We start from the raw sequence: 24,274 nt of genomic DNA on the forward strand, positions 1-24,274 counted from the left end.
CAATCAAATAGTAAATATGCTAGCTGCTTACGCAATTGCTATACCTATGGGTTAGGTTAGTAGGAAAGGGGGAATAGCTAATGTTTTATTAAGGTCACTTGCTGCTTACTTTGTGAAAGCAGCAAAAAGCTTGAGACGTATCCTCATTAAGATCCCAGTTAACCCTTTTAAGTTAATACTGCTACTTGCTACAGATTGTGGGAGTAATTCATAAACCGAAACTTCTAACACATCAGCAATTTGGTAAATTCTTCTTACTGTTATTTCTGTTTCTCCACGTTCCAATTTGGAGTAGGCATTCTGAGAAATATTTAATTGGAACGCCATATACTCTTGGCTATAGCCTTTTTGTGACCTGATACACCTTACAGTTGATCCTATCATATTTAACTTAAGAAAATTGCACTGACAAAGTAATGATTATACCCTAAAACCACAAGCTATAAATTAAAACTTATGGTTTTACCATTTGTTATTGTCATACATGAACTTTGTTTCAATTCCTGATAATGGGAAGCAACAAAAGTATAATTGTATGAAAACATTAAACTTAGATGAAATGGTGAAAGTTCAAGGAGGAAGCACAACTGCTACAGATTGTGGAACTGCCTTGCTGGCTGGCGCAGTGGCCGGAGGTATACTAGGAAACGGATTAGGCGCTGTAGTTGGTGTCGTTGTAGTGGGCACCAGTTCTTCTTGCTTAGATTGGTGGTAAACATTATAGTTTGGGAATTGGACGTGGCTATTACTCCGGCCACGTCCAATTTTTTTTGAGTATGGGCCTACCAGTGCCTATTAAAGCCTCCGATTATAACTTGTAAGGTATGCGGGTAATACAAGTAAGTGATTATAATACCAGTCAACCCGCCATAAAAATGACCATAGTGGTCAATACTATCTTTTTGCCTGTTTCTGGCAGCATATAGGCAAGCTCCCAAAATAATTAATAGATAGAGGAGGTTAGGTATTGGACCAAAAATAGGCAGTATTAACATGCTGTCAAGTGGGTACAGCCATGCAAATCCACACAGTGTTGCCAATGCCCCTCCCGAAGCTCCTGTAGCGCTATGCAAGAAGTCGTTCCGATACCGCAGGGTTGCACCAAGGTTACTTAGGATAATACTGAATACATACAGTAGCACTAACTGCAGACGTCCCCACTCGCTTTGTAACGCAAATTCCTTTTCAAGTTTGGATGCAAACACCAATACCACGAGCATATTTACAGCCAAGTGTAGCCAACTATTGTGTATCAAACCGCTGGTAAAAAGTGTGTACCATCTTTGCCGGCGCCAGATACTATAGGGGTGCAACAATAGTACAGACTTTAACTTGCCGGTGGAAAGCGAAGTAACGCTGACCATTACAGTTAGAACGATGATACCAATTGTTGCCGGCTCCTGTAAAATTTCCTGTCCCATTTAATTGGTCTAAGGGTGTCTTTAAAGATATTATGAGGAAGACAATGAGGACCTAATTGTAAGATACATTGTCAGAATCAGGTTGATTACCTAAAACCTATAGCTCTAAAATAGAGCATATGGGTTTAGCGAGTAGGCGTACCAGAAACCATCTTTGTTTTAAATAACAACTATAGCAGACGCAAAATAATTAAAAACAAGAAGTTACAAAAGCAATGGAAAAAGAAGCGATCGATATCGATAGGAGCAATAAGTTGCAAGATATTTTTAATAACAATGCTTGGGTTACTTTCCTGCTTTGCTGCTTAGTAGGATCTATAATCCTTTATGTTCAGCAAAATTTTGTACGAACAGAAGAAGTGTATTTTAACACTTATGGAGATCAGTTGACTCTAGAAAGGATAAGTGAGCTTATTCAGGTGCAAAAAAAATGGCATTACCTTTCTCACTTGCTTATTCCGCTCTCATACCTGTTGCAAATATCTCTTGTGGTAGTATGTGTGAGTATCGGTTTTGCACTGAATGGATTGAAAGTAGAGTTTAAAAAACTGTATGCTATTGTAACAAATGCAACGATTGTTTTTCTGATTGGCAAAGCATTAAACTTGCTAATTCTGCTTGTGATAGGGATTAACAGGTTAGATGACGAGTTAAACTTAGATAAGTTTTCACTGCTAGGTTTGATTGGGAAATCAAATGTAGATGAGCTGTTGTGGTACCCTCTATGGCTGCTGAATATGTTTGAAATTTTATTTATGCTGCTACTTGCGGTTGGATTGTGTTATAACTACAGTATGAATTTTAGGAAATCTATTGGGCTTGTTATATCAACTTATGGTTTAGGCCTTCTGGTTTGGATTATGTTTGTCTTATTCTTCCAGCTTACTTATAGCTAGAATTTTATATAAAGAAATTGATGCGCATCAGTAGAGCGATTGGCTACTGCTCTTTAAAAAGTAGCTTATTTTTAATTTCAATAAAATCCATGAGAAAATTAAACTACAATGAACTGTCCCTTATCGAAGGAGGGGAGCTGACAAAAGAGGAAATAGAAGCATTTCTTGGTGCAGCTGCATGTGTTACAGCATTCACGAGCCCATTTAGTGCGCTTAGTTGTGCTTACTGGGTATCTACCTGGTAATTAAAAAAAAATATTAAAAGATAAAAAAAACAATTAAATGAAAAAGTTAAATACAATTCAACTAGAGAACTTGAATGGCGGCTCAACTGAATCTGCAATTATAGCAGGTATATCTTGTGGCCTTACTGCCCTAACATGGGCCACCGTAATTGGACCACTGATTTTTGGACCAACTTGCGTTGGAACAGTAATTGGTACTGTAGTAGATTAAGTTTTATTTTCAGGCAAGGGCAAGATGCCCTTGCCTGAATTAAAATTCAGAATATACCTATGGAAGTAAAGCTTAATAGTGTTGGTAAATCCTTTAATAGTAAAGTAGTATTACAGGATGTCAGTTTTACGCTTAAGACTGGCAAAGCCTACGCGTTGCTAGGCAAAAACGGGGCAGGGAAATCCACTATTTTGAATTTAATAGTGCAGTTGTTGCAGCCTGAAAAAGGTAGTATTGGGTATGATGGTGTCATCTACAAGGATTTACCTACTGAATTAAAGCGAAAGGTTGGCTTTTTATCAGAACAAGGTAACATAATTGAAGATCTAGATGCCTTAAACTATCTGAAACTAATGGCCCTCCTTTATGGTCTCACACCAGCTGAGTCTGAAGACAGGATTAACGAGCTACTTCAGTATTTCTTTGAAGACGTGCCTTATAAGAAGAGAATGGCATCTTTTTCTACTGGTATGAAGAAAAAGGTCGCACTTTGTGCTGCTTTAGTGCACAAGCCTGATTTCCTGATTTTAGATGAACCCTTTACTGGCCTCGATCCATTCTCTGTCAAGAAAGTTATTGAGCTTATCTTACAGTACCAAAGCCCTTCAAGAACGGTTTTAATTGCTTCCCACGACCTCGCTCATTTGAGTAAGGTTATAACAGATGTGCTTGTTATAAGAGATAACAGTGTCGTGTTTGATGATACCATGGATGCATTTACAGACCATCAAGAAGTTCAATTTGAGGACAGGTACTTCGAATACCTTCAAACTGGAAAAGAACAAAACAGTAGCTTACAATGGCTTTAATAGGATTACTTCTTAAGTTAAAGGCTATAGGGTTTGTTAATAAGCTAAACTTGTTATCATCCTCCGTTTACCTATTAGCTGGATTGGGGATTTTTGTGAATTCTTATATCCTTGCAGTCTCCATAGACAGCCAAGCTTCCCAGACTTCACTGGAACCGATAGTAGACATAGGTATGGTAAGTATTTATATTATCACACTATTGTCGGCCTTCTTTCCTTCTTATACCCCTATGCAGCGATTTGTAACACTGGTTTACCCAGTCTCTCATAGGACAAGGTTTATAGCAAACCTACTGTTGGACTTTATCAGTGCTATAACACTTGTATTGTTTTTACTACTGTTCTTAACCACGCTTTTTTCTGAATATTTAGATTTTTATACAGGTCTTAGATGGCTGCTTGCTTTACTGTCGGCTTACCTATTGAAGAGGGTGTTGCTTATACTCTTTGGGCTTAAAAGGAAAAAAGGAGTATTTACAACGGTAGTTGTATTGATATTATCATTAGCAGCAGGTGTTGCGCTACTACTCTCATCCACAGTCATTATTAATGTAGCTTGTCTTTTTAGTCTTTTCGCAGCGACTTTCATCTTTGAGGAGCATTTATCCAGTGATCAGCCAGTCAAAGCCAGCAGCAGAAAAGTACTTGTTTTAAGCTTTTCAGCAGCTCTTTCTGTTTTAGTGAATAATAGAAAGATAATGCTGCCCCTGTTATTCGGCATTATTTTTAAAATATTTATTCTCTTTATCTATATATCGAAGGGCCATAGGCTGGATGGCCATGAAAAAGCGATCATGATGCCACTGTTCTTTGTAATGGCATCACCAGTACTCATTTTTAACTATGTTTTTAACAACGCGTGGGGGTATTTTAGGGACTTGTGGTATGCAATTGAGATTTCTAATAACTCAAAAGCGACACTAGCATTATTCTACCTAAAGTTACTGGCATTCCCTATACTATTAGATGCCGCCGTTTCTTTAGCTTATTTTAACTTCCTAGAGGGCAAACTGCTACTCCATATTGCTTATTATTTAACAAGCTTCGTTACGTTAATCGCGATAGGGCTGTACAGCTCCCTGCTATTTCCCATCTTCCTGAAAAAAAGTTTTTCAATGGGGGCTAATACAAACATACCCATGAGTTTGCTAGCTATGCTGACTGTGGCCAGTATGTATCCTATTGTTGCTTACTTAAGCGCCATATGGGTTTATTTCTTTATGGCATTGTATATTTTAATTGCTGCATTTGCTTTAATAAGCTATCCATTCTTATACATTTCACAAAAAGAGGCTTTATTTAAGAAACTGTATTACTAGATAATTTTACTATTCATGAGAACACAAAAAATATTGAAAGTTGCTGTATCATGTGTGGTGGTGGCAGCGATTCTTATTTTAAGTACACTAATAATTCAGAAAGCCAGCATTAGAAGTTTGGCCAACGAGACACGGGAAATTCTACCTTCCTTCTTGTTTACTGATGCATTTAGTGGCCAAGCTGTTTCGTCTGATGCACTAGTAAAAGGCCAATTACCTATTGTTATCATATATTTTCATCCTGACTGTGAATACTGCAAACATGAAGCAAAAGCCTTGCAGGATAACAAGAACTTGACTAAAAATATAATATGGGTGCTGGTGAGTGCTGCAGATAAATCTAAAATACAGGAATTTGCGACTGGCTATAACCTGCATAATGAAGCTAATTTTCATTTCTTAATGGATGATAAAGATGGTTTCTATAAGCACTTTGGCGTTTCGGGTGTGCCCAATATTTTTATTTACCAGAAAGATAAAACGCTTGTAAAACATTTCAGGGGAGAAACCAAACTATCAACAATTCTACATTTTGCCAATAGTGTAGGTGAGGATACAGACCCATCCAATTAGTGTAACACTGTACCAGCAAGATCTGGCTCAAGCCCTTATACTGCCCTCACATAACAAATATGATGACACCTTCTTTAAAATACGTCCGCCAAACCTTTAAGCGCCAGCATGATCAGAGCGACTGTGGTGTAGCTTGTCTATTAAGCATTATCAAATACCATGGAGGTAACCAGTCACTGGAGAAACTGAGGGAAGAAAGCGGCACCAGCATTAGTGGTACAACTATGTTGGGCATCTACCAATGCGCTGAAAAGAATGGGTTGAAGGTTGATGGAGTTGAGATGGATTTTGAGCACCTGCGGCAGCAACAGACACCATGCATCTTGCATGTGACCTTAGAGGGTAGGATGCAGCATTATGTGGTGTACTATGGAGAGTGTCAGAATTCTCATCCCGGACAAAGACGTTTTTTGATAGGGGATCCTGGAAAGGGTGTAGTAGAAATGAACGAAGCGGAGCTGAGTCAAATTTGGTGTAGCAAAGCAGCATTGCTACTAGTACCTGGCACTGACTTCATTCTTCAAAAAACTGAAATGAAGAATAAATGGCAGTGGTTTAAGAACCTGATAGAAGAAGATGTAAATATACTTGTTATCACTGTTGTTCTTGGTTTAATGACTACCATAGCTGGTTTATCTCTAGCCATATTTTCACAGAGATTGATAGATGTAATTCTTCCGGCGGGCAATATGAATCGTTTGATAGCAGGTTTAGTCATATTGCTCTTTATCTTGTTGTTAAAAAGTGGTCTCACTTATATCCGGCAGCTTTTTGTTCTGCAACAAAGCAAGGCTTTTAATGAGCGAATTACAGGCGCCTTTCTAAATTCTCTTTTTTTCTTGCCGAAGTCATTCTTTGATCATCGTAAAACTGGTGATATGACAGCTCGTCTGAATGACACGCAGCGCATACAGAAAAACATAGCTTATATTACTGGAACCGTAGTTGTGGACATGTTGGTGATCGCCATTACGGTAACTTTTCTCTTTATTTATTCTGTACCTATTGCTTTTGTGAGCATAGCATTTATTCCTATCATCGTTTTAACTGTTCTTAGGTTTATCAATCCGATTAAAAAACAGCAGCAACAAGTAATGGCCGCTTATGCCCGCACAGAAAGTATTTATGTAGATAATATACAAGGGGTGGCTGCAATTAAGGAAAGCAACCGGGAAGGATTCTTTGCTACCGCTACACAGCAAGTGTTTGAACTGTATCAAGTATCGGGATTCACGCTAGGCAAAATAGCAAATAAATTTATGCTGGTTTCCGAAGTGCTGGGGGTGACTATGACGGTTTCTATTTTATTTCTGGCTTCATACTTAGTGCTTGACGGGGAGCTAATGATAGGTGAAATGGTAGCGATAATATCCATGGTTGGAAGCCTCATACCCTCTGTGCATCGCTTGGCTCAGACAAATCTTCAGATACAGGAAGCGTATGTTGCGTTCGACAGAATGTACGAGTATGTATCCGTGGAACCAGAATATATAAAAGAGCAGGAGCCGGTATACGAGCTTGAAATTTTTGACCTAAACGTACAACAACTCTCTTTTCGCTTTCCGGGTAGGAAAGCTATTTTGAAGGATATTTCATTTGCTGTGAATAAAGGCGAGGTTATTGCCATTTTAGGCGAAAGTGGATGTGGCAAAAGTACCCTTTTACAGTTGTTACAAAAATTCTATCCTGCTGAGAGCGGCCATATTTTAGTCAACAACCAAGATGTCAGACAAATACCAACAACCGTTTGGCGATCTGCTATTGCTTCAGTGCATCAAGACATCAAAATCTTTAATGGCACCCTCTTAGAAAATGTAATGGTAGGTGGTGGCTCAGTACAAGAGTTTCATATGCTCTGTCAGCAGTATGGTTTCGACAAATACTTTTCGGAGTTGCCACAAGGCTACCTGACACTTATAGGTGAGGAGGGAATTAATTTGTCAGGCGGGCAGAAGCAACTGGTGGCTATTGCGCGGGCTTTGTTTAAACGCCCCCAGCTTTTATTGCTCGATGAAGCTACTTCAGCCATGGATCGACATACAGAACACTTTATCCTGAATTTACTACAAGTGCTGAAAGATGAGATGGCGGTAGTTATGGTGACGCATCGTATTCATACCGCTAAAACAGCCGACAGAATCTATCTGATGGAAGAGGGGCGAATAACCGATTCCGGGAGCCATGAGAAATTGGTTGCTAAAGACAATCTTTATAGCCAGTCTTTAATTGATTATACACTGTAAAAGTGCTTTTGCTACTATGGAAGCTACTGAACCGTTCTAGTTTGCCTCACCTGAGCTTATCACTCGCTTAACTTTAAAGCCTAGTAGAATTAATTATAGGAAGAAATTGTAATTCGCAAAACAAGCATTACAATGTCCTGAAAATTGAGGAAGCTTACATTTATTAAAAGGCTTTCTAATTAAGCGGTGTATAAACAAAGAAGCGCTAACCACTTTTAGAGTAGCTAGCGCCTGAAATTGTACTTGTGCACCCGAGAGGATTCGAACCCCTAACCCTCGGAGCCGAAATCCGATATTCTATCCAATTGAACTACGGGTGCTTTCCGTGTTGCAAAAATAGGAACAATGCGCTAAAAAGGAAATTTTAGTATCAATAATTATAATTCACAAAGGGGGCACAGAGCGGTATGAAAATAAGTAATGCTGTTAATTGCTTCATACCTAAAACAATACGAAGCCGTTCTGAGTTTATAAACAATATTTTAAAACACTCAATTGAATCTCAGAAAGCTATGGAGAAAGTATATACGGCAGAGGTAACTGCCACCGGCGGCCGTCGTGGCCATGTAACATCATCTGACGGAGTAATCGATATGCCGCTCTCATTGCCAGAAGGCATAGGAGGGGAGAAGGGAAAGTCTAACCCCGAGCAATTGTTTGCAGCAGGGTATGCAGCCTGCTTCCAGAGCGCGCTACTATTGGTGGCCGGTAAGCAGCACATCCGGTTAAATCCCGAGTCTACTGTGAAAGCCCACGTGGATCTGCTTAAGTCGGAGGACGGTAAATACGGGTTGGGTGTGAAACTGGAGGTGCACCTGCAGGGGCTTGAAAAGGACAAAGCAAAAGAGCTCGTAGACGAAGCGCACGAGGTATGTCCTTACTCTATCGGTACACGTGGCAATATCAAAGTAGAATTAGACATTGTATAAAATAGAAAGGGCTGCCAAATCTGGCAGCCCTTTCTATTTTTTTATGTTGTTGGAATTAAGCTCCTACTTCAGCTAAAACCTGCTTTACTTTATCAGCGGCTTCTTTCAGCGCTACGGCAGAATAAACTTTCAGGCCAGACTCGTCGATGATGCGAGCACCTTCTTCAGCGTTTGTACCCTGTAGACGAACGATGATCGGAACTCGGATGTCACCGATGTTCTTGTAAGCCTCTACCACACCATTGGCAACACGGTCGCAACGAACGATACCGCCGAAGATGTTGATAAGGATAGCCTTCACGTTCGGGTCCTTCAGGATGATGCGGAAACCAGCTTCAACCGTCTGCGCATTTGCCCCACCCCCTACGTCGAGGAAGTTAGCAGGCTCACCGCCAGAAAGCTTGATGATATCCATCGTCGCCATCGCAAGACCGGCACCGTTTACCATACAGCCAACGTTACCGTCCAGCTTCACATAGTTCAGGTTAGACTGGCTCGCTTCAACCTCCAACGGATCTTCCTCTGAAAGGTCGCGCAGGGCAGCTAGGTTCTTGTGACGGAACAGTGCATTGTCGTCTAGGTCAACCTTCGCGTCAACGGCCAAGATTTTGTTATCAGATGTCTTGAGAACAGGGTTGATCTCGAACATGGAAGAGTCTGTTTCGATAAATGCCTTGTAGAGGTTAGAAACAAACTTCACCATTTCCTTGAAAGCTTCGCCTTCCAGACCGAATGCGAAAGCGATCTTACGGGCTTGGAAGCCTTGCAAACCTACCGCAGGGTCGATCCACTCTTTGATGATCTTCTCAGGAGTTTTCTCAGCCACTTCTTCGATGTCCATACCACCTTCAGTAGATGCCATGATCACGTTGCGGCCTTTGGCGCGGTCCAGCAGGATGCTTAGGTAGTACTCCTTCGGATCCGATTCGCCAGGGTAATATACGTCCTGCGCTACCAGTACTTTCTGTACCAGTTTGCCCTCAGGACCAGTTTGGTGCGTTACCAGTGTCATGCCCAGGATGTCGTTGGCGATTTGCTTCACCTGATCTAGGTTCTTCGCCAGCTTCACGCCACCGCCTTTACCACGGCCACCCGCATGAATTTGTGCTTTGATTACATGCCAGCCTGTACCGGTTTCCTCGGTCAGTTTCATAGCCGCTTTTACAGCTTGGTCTGGCGTTTCCGCCACGATGCCTTCCTGTATGCGAACGCCGTAGCTTTTCAGAATCTCTTTAGCCTGATATTCGTGTATGTTCATGCTTTCAGTTTTAATGGACGCACGAAAGTAAGCCTTTATCGGCTTAAATTCAAGTAATCGGTTTTTAAAATATTAGTATCACACCCGCAAGGGAGGGCGTGCAACGAGGCGCTTTGCAACGATGTTTTTGCTTTTAGAGTAATGAGGAAGGTATATAGCTTCGGTCTATTATTTTCCTAAACAGCCCTTCATGCAAGATATCTACACCTATACCCGCCGAATTGCACTGGCAGCATTTATTTTCTTTCTGGTGGCGGCGGCCTTTTACCTGATCATTCAGCTCACGCATTTTCTACTGCTGGTGTTCGCCGGTATACTGCTGGCTGTGCTTTTCACGAGCCTTTCAGAATGGTTGAGTGCTAAGACAGGCTTTGGGAGGGGACTCAGCCTAACCATTGTGACAATATTGCTTTTTGGCATGCTGGTCGGCTTAGGCTTTATCGTGGCGCCAACTGTCGGGAATCAAGTCAATGAAATGAGTGATTCCATACCCCAAGCATGGGAGGATCTGAAAGAAAAGCTGCGGGAGACAACTTGGGGGCGGCAGGTGCTCCTAGAGGTGGAAAATGGGACGGGCAGGATGATACCGGAGTCCAAAGCCATCTTTTCGCGCGTCACGAATATGTTCACCTCCACACTGAGTATTCTTACTGATTTACTTATTGTTCTGATCACAGGCTTGTTTCTGGCTGCGAACCCGCTGCTCTACACCAAGGGTTTTGTGAAACTCTTTCCGGTCATGAGGCGCAATCGGGTATACGAGGTGCTCAGCCTATGCTACGACACCCTGCGGCAGTGGCTCTGGGGTATGTTTCTGGCCATGTGCCTCATTGGGGTGACAGTATGGTTGGGCTTTACAATCATAGGGCTGGAGTTGGCCTTGCTGATGGCGCTACTCGCTTTTTTCTTTGCTTTCATACCTAACATCGGACCTATCATAGCAGGGGTGCCGCCTATTTTGCTAGGCTTGCTGGACAGTCCGCAAATGGCGCTTCAGGTGATCGTGGTATACAGTGTCATCCAAGGTATAGAGGGCTATGTGCTAACACCGCTTATCTTCCAGAAAACGGTGGCGTTGCCTCCGGCGCTGCTGCTTTTCTTTCAAGTGCTGCTGGGCATAGTGCAGGGAGGCCTAGGGCTTTTTTTGGCGGCGCCACTGCTGGCAGTCGTCATGGTGATCGTGCGGGAAGTATACATCAAGGACGTACTCGAAGAGTCGGCATCGCCTGTACCGGATAATGTCGCTGGCGGCTCAGGTCGTGCTCCTGAAGTAGGTTCCGGCAAAGGCTGAAGCTAAATTTTGAAGAGCGGGTACCGTACTTATTCCTTTTGTTTTGTAGCTTTGGCAGACAGACATTGTATTTGAAGCCCACACTTATTATTGCCACATCGTGCTGCAGGTAGTTAACGTTCACAAGAAATACGGTTCACTGGAAGTGCTTAAAGGCATCGACCTGACCATCCATGCCGGAGAAGTTGTTTCTATTGTAGGTGCCTCAGGCGCCGGAAAAAGCACGCTGCTGCACATACTGGGCACGCTCGATTCGGCTGATACAGGCGATGTGCTTTTCGACGATAAGAATATCTCTCGCCTCAACGCTGCCGACCTCGCCCGTTTCCGGAACACGCACATCGGCTTCATTTTTCAGTTTCATAACCTACTGCCTGAGTTCACGGCACTCGAAAACGCCAGCCTGCCGGGCTTCTTGGCCGGACGCCCCGAAGTGGAAGTGACCGAGCGGGCCGCAGAACTGCTGAGTATGCTCAACCTGTCGCATCGCATGCACCACAAACCCTCCGAAATGTCGGGCGGTGAGCAGCAGCGCACGGCTGTGGCTCGCGCCCTCATCAACTCACCGCGCATTATCTTCGCCGATGAGCCCAGCGGTAACCTCGACTCCAAAAACGCCCAAGAGCTGCACGAGATCTTTTTCAAGCTGCGCGATGAGTTCAACCAGACTTTCGTAATCGTGACCCACAACGAGCAGTTGGCTACTATGGCGGATCGTACCCTCGTCATGAAAGACGGCCTGATCGTGCAGGAGGTAAAGGCCTAAGCAAAGGCACTTTTCTTATTTTCCGAAGTTTTCCCGACTACCTGACCGCTCAAGGTGCTCAGGCAATTGCCGCTTGCCCCAATAGTCCTATTGCGCTTTGTTAGCAGCCTTATCCTAATTGTACTTTTTTACGTATTATATATCCCCCCTTTGCTATGATTGCGATAATTTGGCAGAATTCGGGGGAGAACGTATTTAGTTGAAAATAATTTATAACTAATTGATTTACAGTTAGTTATAATGCATATTTTTTTGACTTTTTTGCACCATTTGAGGAGCAGGTATGTTTGATATATATACTAAAACCATGAAAGCTAACGAAAATGAGTCAAGTGAATAAAGAGACAAAAGTGGAGAAGAAGCCGAAGGTCGAAAGCTATGATATAGCGAAGTCCGATGAGACGCTTCACTTAGCTATTGACCTAGCTAAGTTTATAAAAGAGAATAGGTTATACCAAAATATACAAGGTAAAGAATACGTAAACGTTGAAGGCTGGCAGTACGCTGGTTCCCGACTGGGCATATTGCCGGTGGTGGAGCATGTGGTGAACATCAGCACCGACGACGAGATCAAATACCAAGCGAAGGTAAACCTATTGGACCTGCGCAGTCAGCAGGTGGTGGGTGCTGGCTTTGCGATCTGCTCTAACAAGGAGCAGGGCAAGAAGTACTACCAAGAGTTCGCGATTGCGTCTATGGCGCAGACCCGTGCCATTGGTAAGGCATACCGTAACATCTTGGCTTGGATCATCAGGGCGGCTGGCTATGAGCCTACCCCGGTAGAGGAGATGGACTACGCAGGCAATGATTCGTCTGCCAAGCCAGCTGTTCCTACCGAGAAAAAGGCAACCATGAAAGCTGCTCCTGCCACAGCTGCTGCTGAAGCCGCAGCCGCGGATGCTGAGCCGGCGACAGCTGGCGTGCGTTACGCTTCTGCCAAGCAGAAAGAGGAAATCATCCGACTGCTGAACAGCCCGGTAATCACGCGTCAGGAAAAGACCAAGATGCTGCTTAACATCAACCGTTTTGATGAAGAGCGTGCCGCGCAGGCCATCGAGAAGCTGAAGAAGGTGATCGAAGACCGCGAGGATGGTCAGTCCGCCGCCGCTTAAAAGCAAAATATACACCAGTGAAAGCCCGTCTCTTTTGAGGCGGGCTTTTTTTATGCCCGCTATACCTTATCTTCGCCTTTGTAAAACTCACACCCTTGCAAGACATCCACCACATACTTAAAACCTATTGGGGCTATGACCAATTCAGGCCCCTGCAGGAGGATATTATCCGGTCAGTGCTGGACGGTCAGGACACGCTGGCCCTGCTGCCGACGGGTGGGGGCAAGTCGATCTGCTTTCAAGTGCCGGCTATGGCCATGGAGGGTCTCTGTCTGGTGATCACACCGCTCATCGCCCTCATGAAAGACCAAGTGGAGCAGCTCAAAAAAAGGGGTATACCTGCCGTGGCCATCTTCTCGGGTATGAACCGTCGTGAGATCGATATTGCCATGGACAACTGCGTGTACGGCAACATCAAGTTTCTATACCTGTCACCGGAGCGACTGCAGACAGAGTTGTTTCAGGAGCGGGTGAAGCGTATGAAAATCTCTCTGCTTGCCGTGGATGAGGCGCACTGTATCTCGCAATGGGGCTATGACTTCAGGCCACCGTACCTGCAACTGGCGGAGCTGCGCGAAACACTGCCCGATGTGCCCGTTCTCGCTCTGACAGCCACAGCCACCGAACAGGTGCGACAGGATATTCAGGAGAAGCTGGCTTTCAAAAAACAAAACGTATTCGTTAAGAGCTTTGCCCGGTCTAATCTGTCTTACTCCTGCCTTTACACCGAGGACAAAGTCGGCCGCTTGCTCGAGATCCTGCAGCGCATGCCGGGGCAAGCTATCGTGTATGTGCGCAGCCGCCGGCAGACTGTGGAGCTGGCGCACTTTCTGCAAAGCCGCCGCATTGCCGCGGGAGCCTATCATGCCGGACTTAAGTTTGAAGAGCGCAACAAGGCGCAACAGGCTTGGATCGAGGACCGGGTGCGGGTCATCGTCGCGACGAACGCCTTTGGCATGGGCATTGACAAACCGGATGTGCGACTTGTGGTGCACTTGGACCTGCCGGAAAGCCTCGAGGCTTACTACCAAGAGGCAGGTCGTGCCGGACGCGACGAGAAGTATGCCTACGCCACGCTGCTCTACGGCCCCAGCGACACCAAGGACCTGCTGCAGAAAGTAACTGAATCGCACCCATCGATAGAGTTGATTCGCAGGGTATACCAGTGCCTTGCCAATTACTACCAGATCGCGGTGGGAAGTGGCTTCATGGGCAGTTTTGATTTTGATCTGGCAGCTTTCGCCAAAAACTATAAGCTTAAAACACTAGAAACGCACCACGCTATCAAGCGGCTAGAGGGGGAAGGCTATGTGCAGCTCAACGAGGCCTATTACAGTCCGTCGCGGCTATACCTTTTGCTGGATAACATGGCCCTTTATGAGTTTCAGGTGGCCAATGCCGAGCACGACGCGCTTCTGCGCCTGATTCTGCGCTTGTATGGGGGAGAGGCCTTCACCACTTTTGTTAAAGTTTCGGAGCGGAAACTGGCGGAATACCTTAAAAAGCCCGAGCAGGAGGTGCGTCGCAAACTGGAGTACCTGCACAAATTGCAGGTGCTGGTATACGAGCCTCAGCACGATGCCCCACAGCTTGTCTTTACGGCCACGCGACTGGATGCGGCCAACCTTCCCCTCAACCATAAAAAGCTGGACCAGCTGCGCGAGCGGGCCAAGCAACAAGCCAAAGAGATGGCGCACTATGTCGAAACGGGAGACCGCTGCCGCACCTCTTTGCTGCTCGAGTACTTCGGTGAGCTATTCGACAAGAGCTGCCGCATCTGTGACTATTGTCTAGCCCAGCGCAAGAAGGAGCGGGAAGGGCAGGAGCAACAGGCGCTGCGGCAAAAGCTGCTGACGCTGGTGCAGTCTCAGACGCTGCTCCCAAAAGAACTGGTGCAGCAGTTTGAGGCCAAGCACGCCGAAACGGTGACCGAGTTGCTGCGCGAACTCGTTGATACCGGCCTGCTCAGGTATAGCGATAGCGGTAAGCTATACCCAGTGCCGTAAGAGGTATAACCAAGTGCTGGTTCTGCGTATAGGAAACAAACGTCATCCAAAGCCCCACCGCCATGAACGTCCTCTTTTTCAGCTCCAAGGTATACGACAGCACTTTTTTTAACAAGTGTAATGCCGAATTCGATCACAAACTCACCTATCTGGAAGTACCGCTCAATAAAAGTACCGCCGTGCTGGCAAAAGGCCACGAGGCGGTCTGCATATTTGTGAACGATGAGGCCAATGCGGAAGTGTTGCAGGAACTGGCAGATCAAGGCATCCGGTTAATTGCCTTGCGCTGTGCCGGCTTCAACAACGTAGACCTTGAGGCAGCCCAAAAATTTGGGATGAAAGTAGTACGCGTACCAGCCTATTCACCTCACTCCGTTGCCGAGCATACCTTAGCACTTATCCTGACGCTTAACCGCAAAACCCACCGCGCCTATAACCGGGTGAAAGAAGGAAATTTCGCCCTGAACGGACTGATGGGGTTCGACCTAAACGGTAAAACCGTGGGCTTGATCGGCTTGGGCAAAATCGGGCTGGTGACCGCTCAGATTCTGAAAGGCTTTGGCTGTCGCGTGTTGGGGTACGACATTCTCAAGCGGGATGAGTTTGATGAGATAGGCATTGAATTTACGGACTTGAACAGGCTCTATGCCGAATCTGATATTGTATCACTGCACTGCCCCCTCACGCCGCAGACCCATCATATCATCAACAAGGAATCTATCGCTCGAATGAAAAAGGGCGTCATGCTCATCAATACTAGCCGGGGCGCGCTCGTGGATACAAAGTCGGTGATAGGAGCCTTGAAAAGTGGCCACATCAGCTATCTGGGAATTGATGTGTATGAGGAGGAGGCTGACCTTTTCTTCGAGGATCTGTCGGATCGGGTGATACAGGACGATGTGTTCATGCGCTTGCTCTCTTTCAATAATGTGCTCATCACGGGACATCAGGCTTTTCTCACAAGCAATGCGCTCGAAAGTATAGCCGCTGTCACGCTGCAGAACATCTCCGACTTTGAGCACGGACGTCAGCTGGAGAACGAAGTGAAAGCCTAGGAGTCCCGTCCTAAACGAAGCCTGCCGAGATGTCCTACCTCCTTTCGCTGTTGCCGATTCTGCTGCTTATCGTATTGTCCCTAACACGCGGTGTAAAGGTGGCGGTACTGGTAGTGGCGGTGGTTACCGGTGTGCTTTTCTTCTATTGGGGAGCGGGCGTGCCGCATTTCTTTGGGGCCTTGGGTGTTTCGCTGCTTACCACTATCCAAATTCTCATGATCGTGCTGGGCGCCACTTTCCTCTACAACATCATGTCGCGCAATGGGCTCATCACCCAGATCACGCACTCCCTCGATCAGCTGCACCCTTCCAAAGAGATCCGCTTTTTCCTGCTGGCGATCGGTCTGACCGCTTTTTTTGAGGGAGTGGCTGGTTTTGGGACGCCGGGCGCCATCGTGCCGCTCATCCTGATCGCGCTGGGATTTGAGGCGGTGCTCTCCATCGCGGTGGTGCTGCTTTTCGATGGACTCTTCGCCATATTCGGGGCGGTGGGCACGCCTTTGCTTACCGGTCTGCAAATTCCGGTGGGGCTGTCCGACGAGGACACAAGACATGTTGCCCTCTTGGCAGCGGGTATGAGCGTGCTGGCTGGTCTGCTGATGCTGTGGTGGGTATTCCGTATGGTGTCTCGCAGTCATGGCGAATTGCAGCACCGAAGGCAGGTGCTGCTGCTATACCTGTTCATCGCCGTGCCCTTTTTGCTGTTGGCCTGGTTCGCAGCCGAACTGGCCACCGTGCTGGGCGCGCTCACCATGCTGGGGCTGTCGGTGCTATACCTGAAACAGAAGGGAGTAAAAGTCGACCTGAAGCCGTGGCTGCCCTATGCGGCTTTGGCCTTCCTACTGTTGTTGCCCCGCCTATCAGGTGGGCTCCGGGAGTGGATTGGCTGGGAGCTGGCTTTCGAGGATTTGTTCGGCACAGGTATACGGGCGACCATTCGTCCGATGGCTTCACCGCTTTTGCCTTTTGCGGTGGTGGGCTTGGGGGTGGCGCTCCTGCAGAAAAGTAAATCGCTATACCTTGCCGAACCGCTTAAAAAAATGCTGACCGTATTTGTCGTGCTGTTCCCATCCATCGCCATCGCCCAGCTCATGATTTACTCAGGTGTCACGCAGCCCTCCATGGTGCGCTATATCTCCGAAATGCTAAGCGGTTTGGGTGCTGCGTATGTTGTGTTTGCGCCTTTTGTAGGTATCATCGGGGCTTTCATTACGGGCAGCACTACTATCTCGAATGTGGTGTTTGGCGCCTCCCAGTTTGAGACAGCCGTGGCGCTAGGTATAGACCCTGTTATACTGTTGGCCTTGCAACTGAGCGGGGCGGGCTTGGGCAATGCCGTCTGCCTATTTAATATCATAGCCGCCGCCTCCGTGGCCAATATCCAAAACTACAAAGCGATACTTTCTGCTAATATGATCCCCACCGTGCTTGCCGGTCTTCTGGTTGGTCTGCTTGGCTTTTTGCTGGTGGCAATCGCTTAACTAGTCGCTGTATTTTTAGAGCAATAGTTCGGTAATGGCCCTGTTTACTAAGTAGAGGGCAGCTTACATCCCTGTTTGGCAACAGTTCACCCAAAACAAGGTAAATGCCTTACTTTACTTTAAAATTGTGCTACTTTTTTCCGTTTTTTTTTGTTGTTATAAATGGTTGGGGTGTTTCGCAGGCAGTATCATGCAGGTGCTGCCGGTTGCAACATGATCTGCCGAAAATACGGGCTTTTAAAAAACTAGGAGGAAATGTAGAGAAATGTAAACGAGTGAACCGTGCCTAGAAATGAAATATTGACCTTTGATACGATTGCTGCCTTTGAGAAAAAAATAAACCACGATACACGGCCCTATGATCCGGGCCTCATGCTCCTGCCGGGAAGGCTAGAGGAAAGGCATCAGAATGTAGATCCAAAGCTGGGTATTCCAGCTTTAAGGAGAAACTTTAATCTGATTTACCTCCTGTTGGATGGTTTGCATGATATAAAACTCGATGACGAACACCGCTGGCTAATGCCCCATGATTTGATCATCGTACCCGAAAACGTGCTCTACGCCTCAAACAATATTGCCGGTTGTAAAGGGTTTTGCCTAGAGTTCAAGTCTGAGTTTCTAGCATCGGTTCTGCAAGGCACGCTGGCGGAGCAGTTTCCGTTTTTTGATTTGGAGGCTGAGCACGTGATCAGTCTCACGCCCCGAGAAAGCGAACTGGTACAAAAAGCCTTTAATGACATCATAGAAATGGACAACAGCAGTCTGCGGGAGAGAATGCAACTGCTCCGCGACTATGTGCACATCCTGCTGCTCCTGATCCGGGATTGCTACAAAGCACGCTATACAGTTTACATCAAAGAAAAAGCGACCCGCGCCGTACAAATCACAAGCGAATTTAAGCGCCTCTTGGAAAAAAAATTTGAGGAAATGCACGAGGTGCGCCAGTATGCCGCCATGCTTAACATCACGCCCAAACACTTGGCTGATGTAGTGAAAAGCACAACCGGCAAATCCCCGCACGAGTTTATCAATAACCGTTTGCTGCAAGAGGCCAAAGCCCTGCTTAAGGGTACGGATATGTCTGTGGCCGAAATCGCCTATCAGCTCAGCTTCGAGGACCAGTCTCACTTCAGCCACTTCGTAAGGCGCAAAACAGGGCAGACTCCTCTAGAGATTCGCCGAAGTTACTAGTCTGTACAAATCATTCCGAATTCCATACAATACTTTGGCAGGTATAAAGTGTAATTTTAGATTGAAATCAACCAAACTAAGCACTTAAACCACCTGAACTATGGACACCAACACGATTATACCGAAAGAGATCAGTACAAAAAAGATAGCAGATTTTGTACATCACCTGATGGATGACCTCAGCGCAGCCGAGCGGGTTAGAATGACCTATCTGGGCAGTCAGCTTGGCTTGTATAAAGCGATGGCCTATGCCGGCCCCATGAACGTAGGGCAACTTGCAAGACGCACAGGGTCGAGCATTAAACTGGTGAAACACTGGGTAGACAGTCTGGCGACTGAAGGTTACTTAGTGCACGAACCAGAAACCGATACCTTCTGCCTGCCAGCTGAACATGCCATTGCGCTCACCGACCCCAGCAGTCCGTACTACATTGGCAGCCGCTTTGAGAATGGCAGAGGAAGCAATACTACCCAGACAAAACTGGGCCGCAAGGCTGTCGAAAATTCTACTGAGTACATGCTGGCTGAAACTTGGCGCTTCTCGAATGCATCGGCCCGCTTTTTTAGCGAAGAGTATGTCAACAGCCTGTTCAATAGTTGGCTCCCCAGCGTGGAAGGGCTAACGGAGCGGCTGCGAAACGGCATTACGGTGGCCGATTTAGGTTGCGGTCGCCACGGAGCCTCCACTTTGGTCATGGCTGGTGCCTTCCCAAGTTCCAGATTTATAGGGTTCGACAGGTATGAATCCTCCGTAGAGCGCGCCAATTTGCTAGCCAAAGAAAAGCACATCACCAATGCGCACTTTGAGCTTGCTACTGCCGAGCAGGTATACGCCCAACAGTACGACCTGATTACGCTGATCGAGTGCCTCAACAGCATGGGAGACCCGCAGGATCTACTGCTGGAATGCTACGAAGTGTTGAAGCCCGATGGCGTGCTGATAGTGGCCGAGGCGAAAGACAGCAGTCGGGTAGGAGAGGAAATGTATCAGCGTATGCGGGCCTCCAAATTGCGACCCGTAAAAGGCGAAGAAATACACAGGGTAGAACTGGGAGTGGACGGACACGAGCATGAACTGCAGCATATGGCGAGTAAAGCGGGCTTCTCGCATTTCCAACGGGTAGCCGAAACGCACTACGACAAGGTCTATGAGATGCGGCCCTAAGCGAATTTCAGCCTACGCCTTGCCCACAAGGCATTATGCAAGGATATGGCTTTCTTTGAGCATGCTAGGCCGGTCTTTTCGATGTATTTTTGGAATCTGAGAGCGGCCTGACCATGTGCTGCGTGGAGGGAGTGAAGCCCAGTGATTCCCAAAAGCGTACTCCCCGAGGGTTTTGCACAGACACCTGCAACTCCAAGTGGTCCGCACCTTGGTCGCTTAGCCACTTGTGGGCGGCTTCGAACAGCTCTTTGCCGATGCCCCTGCCACGGTACTCCTCCCGCACGATCGTTTCCCCGATGTAGCCCTTGTTGGAGAGTTTAAAACCCGCGGAACCGGGGCGCAGACTGGCTACCAGCATCCCTGCCCAAACTTCTTCCTCTTGATACACGAACACACGCGTGCTTTTGTCCTTCACCCGATGAAGCAGCTCCGTCTTCAGGGTTTGCTCGCTGCCCGGTTTATACCTGAACACAGCATGATGCCCTTGGTGCTGGTCGAGCAGCAGACGCCACAGTTCGTATAGCTCGTCTATGTCTTCAGGCTGGGCTTCGATGATCATAACTGGATTTTAAAATAAGGTGGTCAGGTCGCTGACGCGCTCCAGACGGTGCTCGTATTCGCTCACTTCGCGGTAGCCGTAACCAGCGTGTATAAACGGCACGCCAGCCTTTTGGCTTGCTTCTAGGTCGCCGGGCGTGTCTCCCACATACACGGGAGCTTCCAAGCTGTTACGGTCAACAATGGCCTTCAGGTTCACATCCTTGGGGTCGCCGGTGCGGCCGGAGCACTCGAAGTCACCGAAATAACGGCCCAAGTCATGGCGCTCCAGAAAAGCCTCGATGTAGCCGTCCTGACAATTGCTCACGATAAAGAGTTTGTACTTGCTATGTAGGTAGCGCAGGGAGTCTTCAAGCCCTTCGTATAACTGTCCGCCATGCTTGCGGATGTGCGCCATTTCCTCTTTAGCGCTTACCTCCATCAGTTCCTGCTGCTGTTCAGCGTTCAGGTGCGGGAAGAGCATCGGGAAAATGAGGTTGTGCTGTGTGCCTGCAATGGAGCGAATCTTGTCAGGTGTGATCTCCTGTATTTCAAAATCGACTTGCTTGCGGGCGGCGCTCCAAGCTTTGGCCACGGTTTCGGCGGCGTCCCACAGGGTGCCGTCCAAGTCGAATATGATACTGTCTATTTGGTTATTCATCAAGTAGGTATAGGTAAATGTGCGTCAGGTATAGGCTTACTGATTGTGAGGCGGTATAAAAGTGACCTCCACGATCAGCCCATCCTTTACGCGGTATACGGCAATGGCGTCGGTGCGCGGTTCTCCTTTTTTGCGCTGCACCTTCTCCTGATCGATCACCACATCGCCTGCCACAATGCGGTTCACGATTTCGCAATGCAGGTCGGGTGTGTTGGCGAACATGGCACCATAGCGCTTGTGCAACTCCTCGCGGCCTTGGTAGGTAAGCACGCCCGGCTGTCGGTATACCTTCACGGTGTCGCTGAAGGCACTGGCAAACAGGTCGATGTCGCGGCTGTTGTAGCCCTTCAATTGCAGTTCTACCGGTTTCACAACGGCAGGTGTTTCGGGTTTGCTTTGGCTCATAGCTGTCAGGCTGCTAAACAAGAGTAGGAAAAGGAGTATCAGGTGTTTGATCATGTACAAAATTAGTCAAATTTGCGGGGATATACCTTGCCTGCTGCTATTGCGTATAAGCGGAACTATGCTAGAAGAACTCATCATTCGCGCACTTTGCGACACTATACCTGCCGAGCCGGTGGACGCCCTTTTTCTGTTCGGACAGACGGAGGACAACCAGCAGGCGGCTTTTGAAACAGCCCATCAGTTTTTGCAGAGCGGCCGCACAGATAAGGTGCTCTGCCTCGGCACCGAAGCCATGAGTGGTTATCCGGGATTTGAGGTATGGAAAAAGGAGATGGTAAAGCTAGGTATAGGAACGGAGCAACTTATACCTGTTCCACCTGTGCCAGCCGACACAGATCTACTGCATACCCTCATCGAGGCAACGTCGGCGGTGCGTTTCGCAAAAGAGCAGGGCTATCGATCATTGGCTGTCACGGCGGCCCCATTTCAGCAGCCCCGTGCTTTTATGACAGCCATCACTGCCGCGTTACGTGAGTACCCGCAGCTATACCTCTACAGTCTTCCGGGCAAAGCCATGCCTTGGCAAGAGGAAGTAGTGCATTCGCAAGGCAAGCTAGAAGACACCCGTGCCGGTCTCATCGCCGGTGAGATGGAGCGCATCCGCTGCTACCACGACCGCAACGACCTCATCTCGGTAAAAGAGGCGCTCGACTACCTGAACCGGCGGGACAAAAAGAAGTTAGGGAGTTAGAAGGTTTTATACCTGAACAAAAAATCACTTTCTAACTTCTCAACTTTCTAACTAACTCAATTTCTGAAACGAATGGCCCACATACCGCGCAAGTCACCCGGTTTGAAGCCAGTGGCGCGGTCTTCGGGGTATAGCTTCTGTATTTCGGCCTGCAGTTCTCTGGTCAGTGCTTCGCCCGGCACACCGTGGCAGGCTTGGCATTGCGGCTGTAGCAAAATCGGCTTGGCAAAAAGCACCTGCCCTTCATCGAGCATCACCAGCGTATCGGTCTGACTCAGGTCGCGGCCCTGCTCTTTCCAACTGGCAAAGGTGCTGAGCAATGCCTCTTCCTGTGCGTCGGGTTTGTTCTCCGGATTGCGGTACTGCAGGGAGGTGCGCCGGATGTGGGCATCGAACTGAGCCGAGAGCGAATCGGTAAGCGGGTAAGCCTCCACGTTACAGAACTGTAGCGCGTTCAATGGACCACCTTCTTTCATGGCCCGCATCAGGTTGTGGCTCAGCGTATCGAAGCTGGTTTTGGCTATGGTGCGGCCCTGCTGTCGATACTGCTCTAACTGCTCTTCTGACAGGGCGTTTTCTGTGTCGGCGCTGGCCTCTTGCTGCTCCTGCTGTTGCGGTGAGTTACAGGCTAGTACACCTGAAATCAAAGCAAGCAAGGCAAAGTTGCTTAGGTTTTTCATACGCTTTTTCTTTGCTGAACGTGCGGGAATTTAAGAAGTTGAGTCTCGGGTCCTGCGTTAAAAGTTGATCAAAGCAAAGGCTGTGAGAACTTAGCTCTCATTGTCATTCCACTACGCCCGATACGAGAGCCGAAGGGAGCAAGCGTAACACAGAGAAATCCGGGTATGGGCACGCCATACGTCAGATTTCTCATTGCATTCGAAATGACAGAATAGATATAACTCAGAACTCGAGACTCAGAACTCCCAATTATCCTTCAAAGCCTTCCACCGCGATCATGCGGGTGCTGGAGGCACTCTGGCGCAGGGCTTTGGCAGGGGCATATTCTTCAGACGACCACCAAGCTTTCGCTTGCTCCATGGTCGGGAATTCGAGCATCACGATGCGGGTAGGGTTCCAGTCGCCTTCCAACGGAGAAACGGCACCGCCGCGCACAATGAACTTGCCATCGAAAGGCTTCAGGGAGCCCGGTGTCAGTTTTTTGTAATCTTCATAAGCGGCAGGATTGTTCACCTCCACGTCTACAATAATATAAGCTGGCATAAATCTTAGGTATAAATTAAATAATAGGATGGCTGCATATTAGGGATAATCCGGATATGGTGCAAACCAAAAATCAAGCTGATATACAAAACAATTTTACCTTGAAAAATTAAAGTTTTAAGCTTTTTGTCTGTTGATTTCGTACATCGCACCTATACAAGCCCTTCATTTTATGACACAGACCAAAAACCTCGAAGTATGGCTGCGCGGTCCGCTGCCTGAAGTGCCCGCCCTGCTGCAACCGGTAGCCCATGCACTGCTGCAGGCCCGCGAAGAAGTAGAGAATTTTATGCAGGATTTTCCGGACGAACTGCTCTGGGAGCGGCCTGCCGGTGTGGCCTCGGTAGGCTACCACCTGCAACACCTCACGGGTATACTGGAGCGCCTGTTTGCCTATGCCCGAGGCGAACAGCTTACGGAGCATCAACTGGCCTATCTGTATGCCGAAGGCAAACCGGTGGGGGAGGATAAGCAGTCAGAAACACTGGTGCAGAAGTTTAGCGAGCAGGTAGACAAAGCCATGGAGCAGCTGCGGCAAACCGATGAACGGACCCTGACAGAAAGCCGACAGGTCGGCAGGGCGCAGGTAGATTCCACCGTGATGGGCCTACTTTTTCACGCCGCTGAACACAGCATGCGCCACGTGGGACAGCTGCTGGTGACGGCAAGGGTACTGCGGGAGCGTGAAATGATGAATGGTAATATGGTGGATTAAGGGATAGGGC

25 protein-coding genes and 1 tRNA gene are annotated in these 24,274 nt (G+C 47.4%); 17 read left to right on the forward strand and 9 right to left on the reverse strand.

Going from position 1 to position 24,274, the window contains the following annotated elements:
* Positions 1-105: 105 nt before the first annotated feature.
* Positions 106-384: a helix-turn-helix transcriptional regulator gene (locus Q1A04_RS14480; protein WP_299707381.1), complete on the reverse strand. Its 279-nt coding sequence runs from the start codon at positions 382-384 to the stop codon at positions 106-108.
* A 100-nt stretch (positions 385-484) separates the two neighbouring features.
* Between Q1A04_RS14480 and Q1A04_RS14485 the strand changes: the two genes are divergently transcribed.
* A complete protein-coding gene (locus Q1A04_RS14485; protein WP_299707384.1) occupies positions 485-715 on the forward strand; it encodes a Blp family class II bacteriocin in 231 nt (76 codons plus the stop codon).
* 67 nt (positions 716-782) lie between these two features.
* Here Q1A04_RS14485 and Q1A04_RS19050 read toward each other — a convergent pair whose 3' ends face one another.
* Positions 783-1,421 (reverse strand): rhomboid family intramembrane serine protease, encoded by a 639-nt coding sequence (locus tag Q1A04_RS19050; protein ID WP_366943899.1) that lies wholly within the window; start codon positions 1,419-1,421, stop codon positions 783-785.
* A gap of 215 nt (positions 1,422-1,636) precedes the next feature.
* Here Q1A04_RS19050 and Q1A04_RS14490 point away from each other — a divergent pair, with 215 nt between their 5' ends.
* The 5 genes from Q1A04_RS14490 to Q1A04_RS14510 all read left to right on the forward strand — a co-directional run bounded on the left by Q1A04_RS14490 (position 1,637) and on the right by Q1A04_RS14510 (position 7,717).
* The gene (locus tag Q1A04_RS14490) at positions 1,637-2,317 is read left to right on the forward strand and encodes a hypothetical protein (RefSeq protein ID WP_299707387.1); all 681 of its coding nucleotides are present in this window, start codon (positions 1,637-1,639) and stop codon (positions 2,315-2,317) included.
* A 515-nt stretch (positions 2,318-2,832) separates the two neighbouring features.
* The gene (locus Q1A04_RS14495) at positions 2,833-3,582 is read left to right on the forward strand and encodes an ABC transporter ATP-binding protein (protein WP_299707390.1); all 750 of its coding nucleotides are present in this window, start codon (positions 2,833-2,835) and stop codon (positions 3,580-3,582) included.
* The gene (locus Q1A04_RS14500; protein WP_299707392.1) at positions 3,573-4,901 is read left to right on the forward strand and encodes a hypothetical protein; all 1,329 of its coding nucleotides are present in this window, start codon (positions 3,573-3,575) and stop codon (positions 4,899-4,901) included. Before Q1A04_RS14495 ends, Q1A04_RS14500 begins: the two co-directional genes overlap by 10 nt.
* Before the next feature lie 15 nt (positions 4,902-4,916).
* Positions 4,917-5,474 carry a peroxiredoxin gene (locus tag Q1A04_RS14505; RefSeq protein ID WP_299707394.1) on the forward strand — a complete coding sequence of 186 codons (558 nt, stop codon included), beginning with the start codon at positions 4,917-4,919 and terminating at the stop codon, positions 5,472-5,474.
* Positions 5,475-5,533: 59 nt separating this feature from the next.
* Complete coding sequence (locus Q1A04_RS14510; protein WP_299707396.1) at positions 5,534-7,717, forward strand: peptidase domain-containing ABC transporter; 2,184 nt, start codon at positions 5,534-5,536, stop codon at positions 7,715-7,717.
* Positions 7,718-7,963: 246 nt separating this feature from the next.
* Here the strand turns inward: Q1A04_RS14510 and Q1A04_RS14515 are convergent.
* Positions 7,964-8,037, reverse strand: a tRNA-Arg gene (locus Q1A04_RS14515).
* A 192-nt stretch (positions 8,038-8,229) separates the two neighbouring features.
* Here Q1A04_RS14515 and Q1A04_RS14520 point away from each other — a divergent pair.
* Positions 8,230-8,646, forward strand: a complete 417-nt coding sequence (locus tag Q1A04_RS14520) for an organic hydroperoxide resistance protein (RefSeq protein ID WP_299707398.1) — start codon at positions 8,230-8,232, stop codon at positions 8,644-8,646.
* A gap of 55 nt (positions 8,647-8,701) precedes the next feature.
* Here Q1A04_RS14520 and sucC read toward each other — a convergent pair whose 3' ends face one another.
* Positions 8,702-9,904, reverse strand: coding sequence for an ADP-forming succinate--CoA ligase subunit beta (sucC, locus tag Q1A04_RS14525; RefSeq protein WP_299707400.1), 1,203 nt, complete (start codon positions 9,902-9,904; stop codon positions 8,702-8,704).
* A gap of 190 nt (positions 9,905-10,094) precedes the next feature.
* On the opposite strand from sucC, the gene Q1A04_RS14530 reads away from it, so the two are divergent.
* The 8 genes from Q1A04_RS14530 (at position 10,095) to Q1A04_RS14565 (ending at position 19,971) form a co-directional block, all read left to right on the forward strand.
* Positions 10,095-11,195, forward strand: a complete 1,101-nt coding sequence (locus Q1A04_RS14530; protein WP_299707402.1) for an AI-2E family transporter — start codon at positions 10,095-10,097, stop codon at positions 11,193-11,195.
* A 100-nt stretch (positions 11,196-11,295) separates the two neighbouring features.
* Complete coding sequence (locus tag Q1A04_RS14535; RefSeq protein ID WP_299707404.1) at positions 11,296-11,961, forward strand: ABC transporter ATP-binding protein; 666 nt, start codon at positions 11,296-11,298, stop codon at positions 11,959-11,961.
* Between the two features lie 323 nt (positions 11,962-12,284).
* A complete protein-coding gene (locus Q1A04_RS14540; RefSeq protein WP_299707406.1) occupies positions 12,285-13,073 on the forward strand; it encodes a hypothetical protein in 789 nt (262 codons plus the stop codon).
* Between the two features lie 95 nt (positions 13,074-13,168).
* On the forward strand, positions 13,169-15,079 hold the full coding sequence (locus Q1A04_RS14545; RefSeq protein WP_299707408.1) for an ATP-dependent DNA helicase RecQ: 1,911 nt from the start codon (positions 13,169-13,171) through the stop codon (positions 15,077-15,079).
* 62 nt (positions 15,080-15,141) lie between these two features.
* Positions 15,142-16,134 carry a 2-hydroxyacid dehydrogenase gene (locus Q1A04_RS14550; protein ID WP_299707410.1) on the forward strand — a complete coding sequence of 331 codons (993 nt, stop codon included), beginning with the start codon at positions 15,142-15,144 and terminating at the stop codon, positions 16,132-16,134.
* Positions 16,135-16,163: 29 nt separating this feature from the next.
* Positions 16,164-17,615, forward strand: coding sequence for an L-lactate permease (locus Q1A04_RS14555; RefSeq protein ID WP_299707412.1), 1,452 nt, complete (start codon positions 16,164-16,166; stop codon positions 17,613-17,615).
* A gap of 282 nt (positions 17,616-17,897) precedes the next feature.
* The gene (locus Q1A04_RS14560) at positions 17,898-18,806 is read left to right on the forward strand and encodes a helix-turn-helix domain-containing protein (protein ID WP_299707414.1); all 909 of its coding nucleotides are present in this window, start codon (positions 17,898-17,900) and stop codon (positions 18,804-18,806) included.
* A 100-nt stretch (positions 18,807-18,906) separates the two neighbouring features.
* The gene (locus Q1A04_RS14565; protein WP_299707415.1) at positions 18,907-19,971 is read left to right on the forward strand and encodes a class I SAM-dependent methyltransferase; all 1,065 of its coding nucleotides are present in this window, start codon (positions 18,907-18,909) and stop codon (positions 19,969-19,971) included.
* A 64-nt stretch (positions 19,972-20,035) separates the two neighbouring features.
* Here the strand turns inward: Q1A04_RS14565 and Q1A04_RS14570 are convergent, their stop codons facing one another.
* Genes Q1A04_RS14570 through Q1A04_RS14580 form a run of 3 tightly spaced genes read right to left on the reverse strand, consistent with a single transcriptional unit; the run spans position 20,036 to position 21,628 of the window.
* Positions 20,036-20,530 (reverse strand): GNAT family N-acetyltransferase, encoded by a 495-nt coding sequence (locus Q1A04_RS14570; RefSeq protein ID WP_299707418.1) that lies wholly within the window; start codon positions 20,528-20,530, stop codon positions 20,036-20,038.
* Between the two features lie 9 nt (positions 20,531-20,539).
* Positions 20,540-21,169: an HAD family hydrolase gene (locus Q1A04_RS14575; RefSeq protein ID WP_299707419.1), complete on the reverse strand. Its 630-nt coding sequence runs from the start codon at positions 21,167-21,169 to the stop codon at positions 20,540-20,542.
* A gap of 36 nt (positions 21,170-21,205) precedes the next feature.
* On the reverse strand, positions 21,206-21,628 hold the full coding sequence (locus Q1A04_RS14580; protein WP_299707421.1) for a nuclear transport factor 2 family protein: 423 nt from the start codon (positions 21,626-21,628) through the stop codon (positions 21,206-21,208).
* 64 nt (positions 21,629-21,692) lie between these two features.
* Between Q1A04_RS14580 and Q1A04_RS14585 the strand changes: the two genes are divergently transcribed.
* Entirely contained in the window at positions 21,693-22,325 is a 633-nt protein-coding gene (locus Q1A04_RS14585; protein WP_299707423.1) for a YdcF family protein, read from the forward strand.
* Positions 22,326-22,381: 56 nt separating this feature from the next.
* On the opposite strand, the gene Q1A04_RS14590 is transcribed toward Q1A04_RS14585, so the two are convergent.
* Positions 22,382-23,005: a DUF3365 domain-containing protein gene (locus Q1A04_RS14590; protein WP_299707425.1), complete on the reverse strand. Its 624-nt coding sequence runs from the start codon at positions 23,003-23,005 to the stop codon at positions 22,382-22,384.
* A gap of 250 nt (positions 23,006-23,255) precedes the next feature.
* A complete protein-coding gene (locus Q1A04_RS14595; RefSeq protein ID WP_299707427.1) occupies positions 23,256-23,549 on the reverse strand; it encodes a DUF1330 domain-containing protein in 294 nt (97 codons plus the stop codon).
* A gap of 172 nt (positions 23,550-23,721) precedes the next feature.
* Between Q1A04_RS14595 and Q1A04_RS14600 the strand changes: the two genes are divergently transcribed.
* Complete coding sequence (locus Q1A04_RS14600; RefSeq protein ID WP_299707429.1) at positions 23,722-24,264, forward strand: DinB family protein; 543 nt, start codon at positions 23,722-23,724, stop codon at positions 24,262-24,264.
* Positions 24,265-24,274: the final 10 nt, after the last annotated feature.

This window comes from uncultured Pontibacter sp. (assembly GCF_947499215.1).
In the GTDB taxonomy this organism is placed as follows: domain Bacteria; phylum Bacteroidota; class Bacteroidia; order Cytophagales; family Hymenobacteraceae; genus Pontibacter.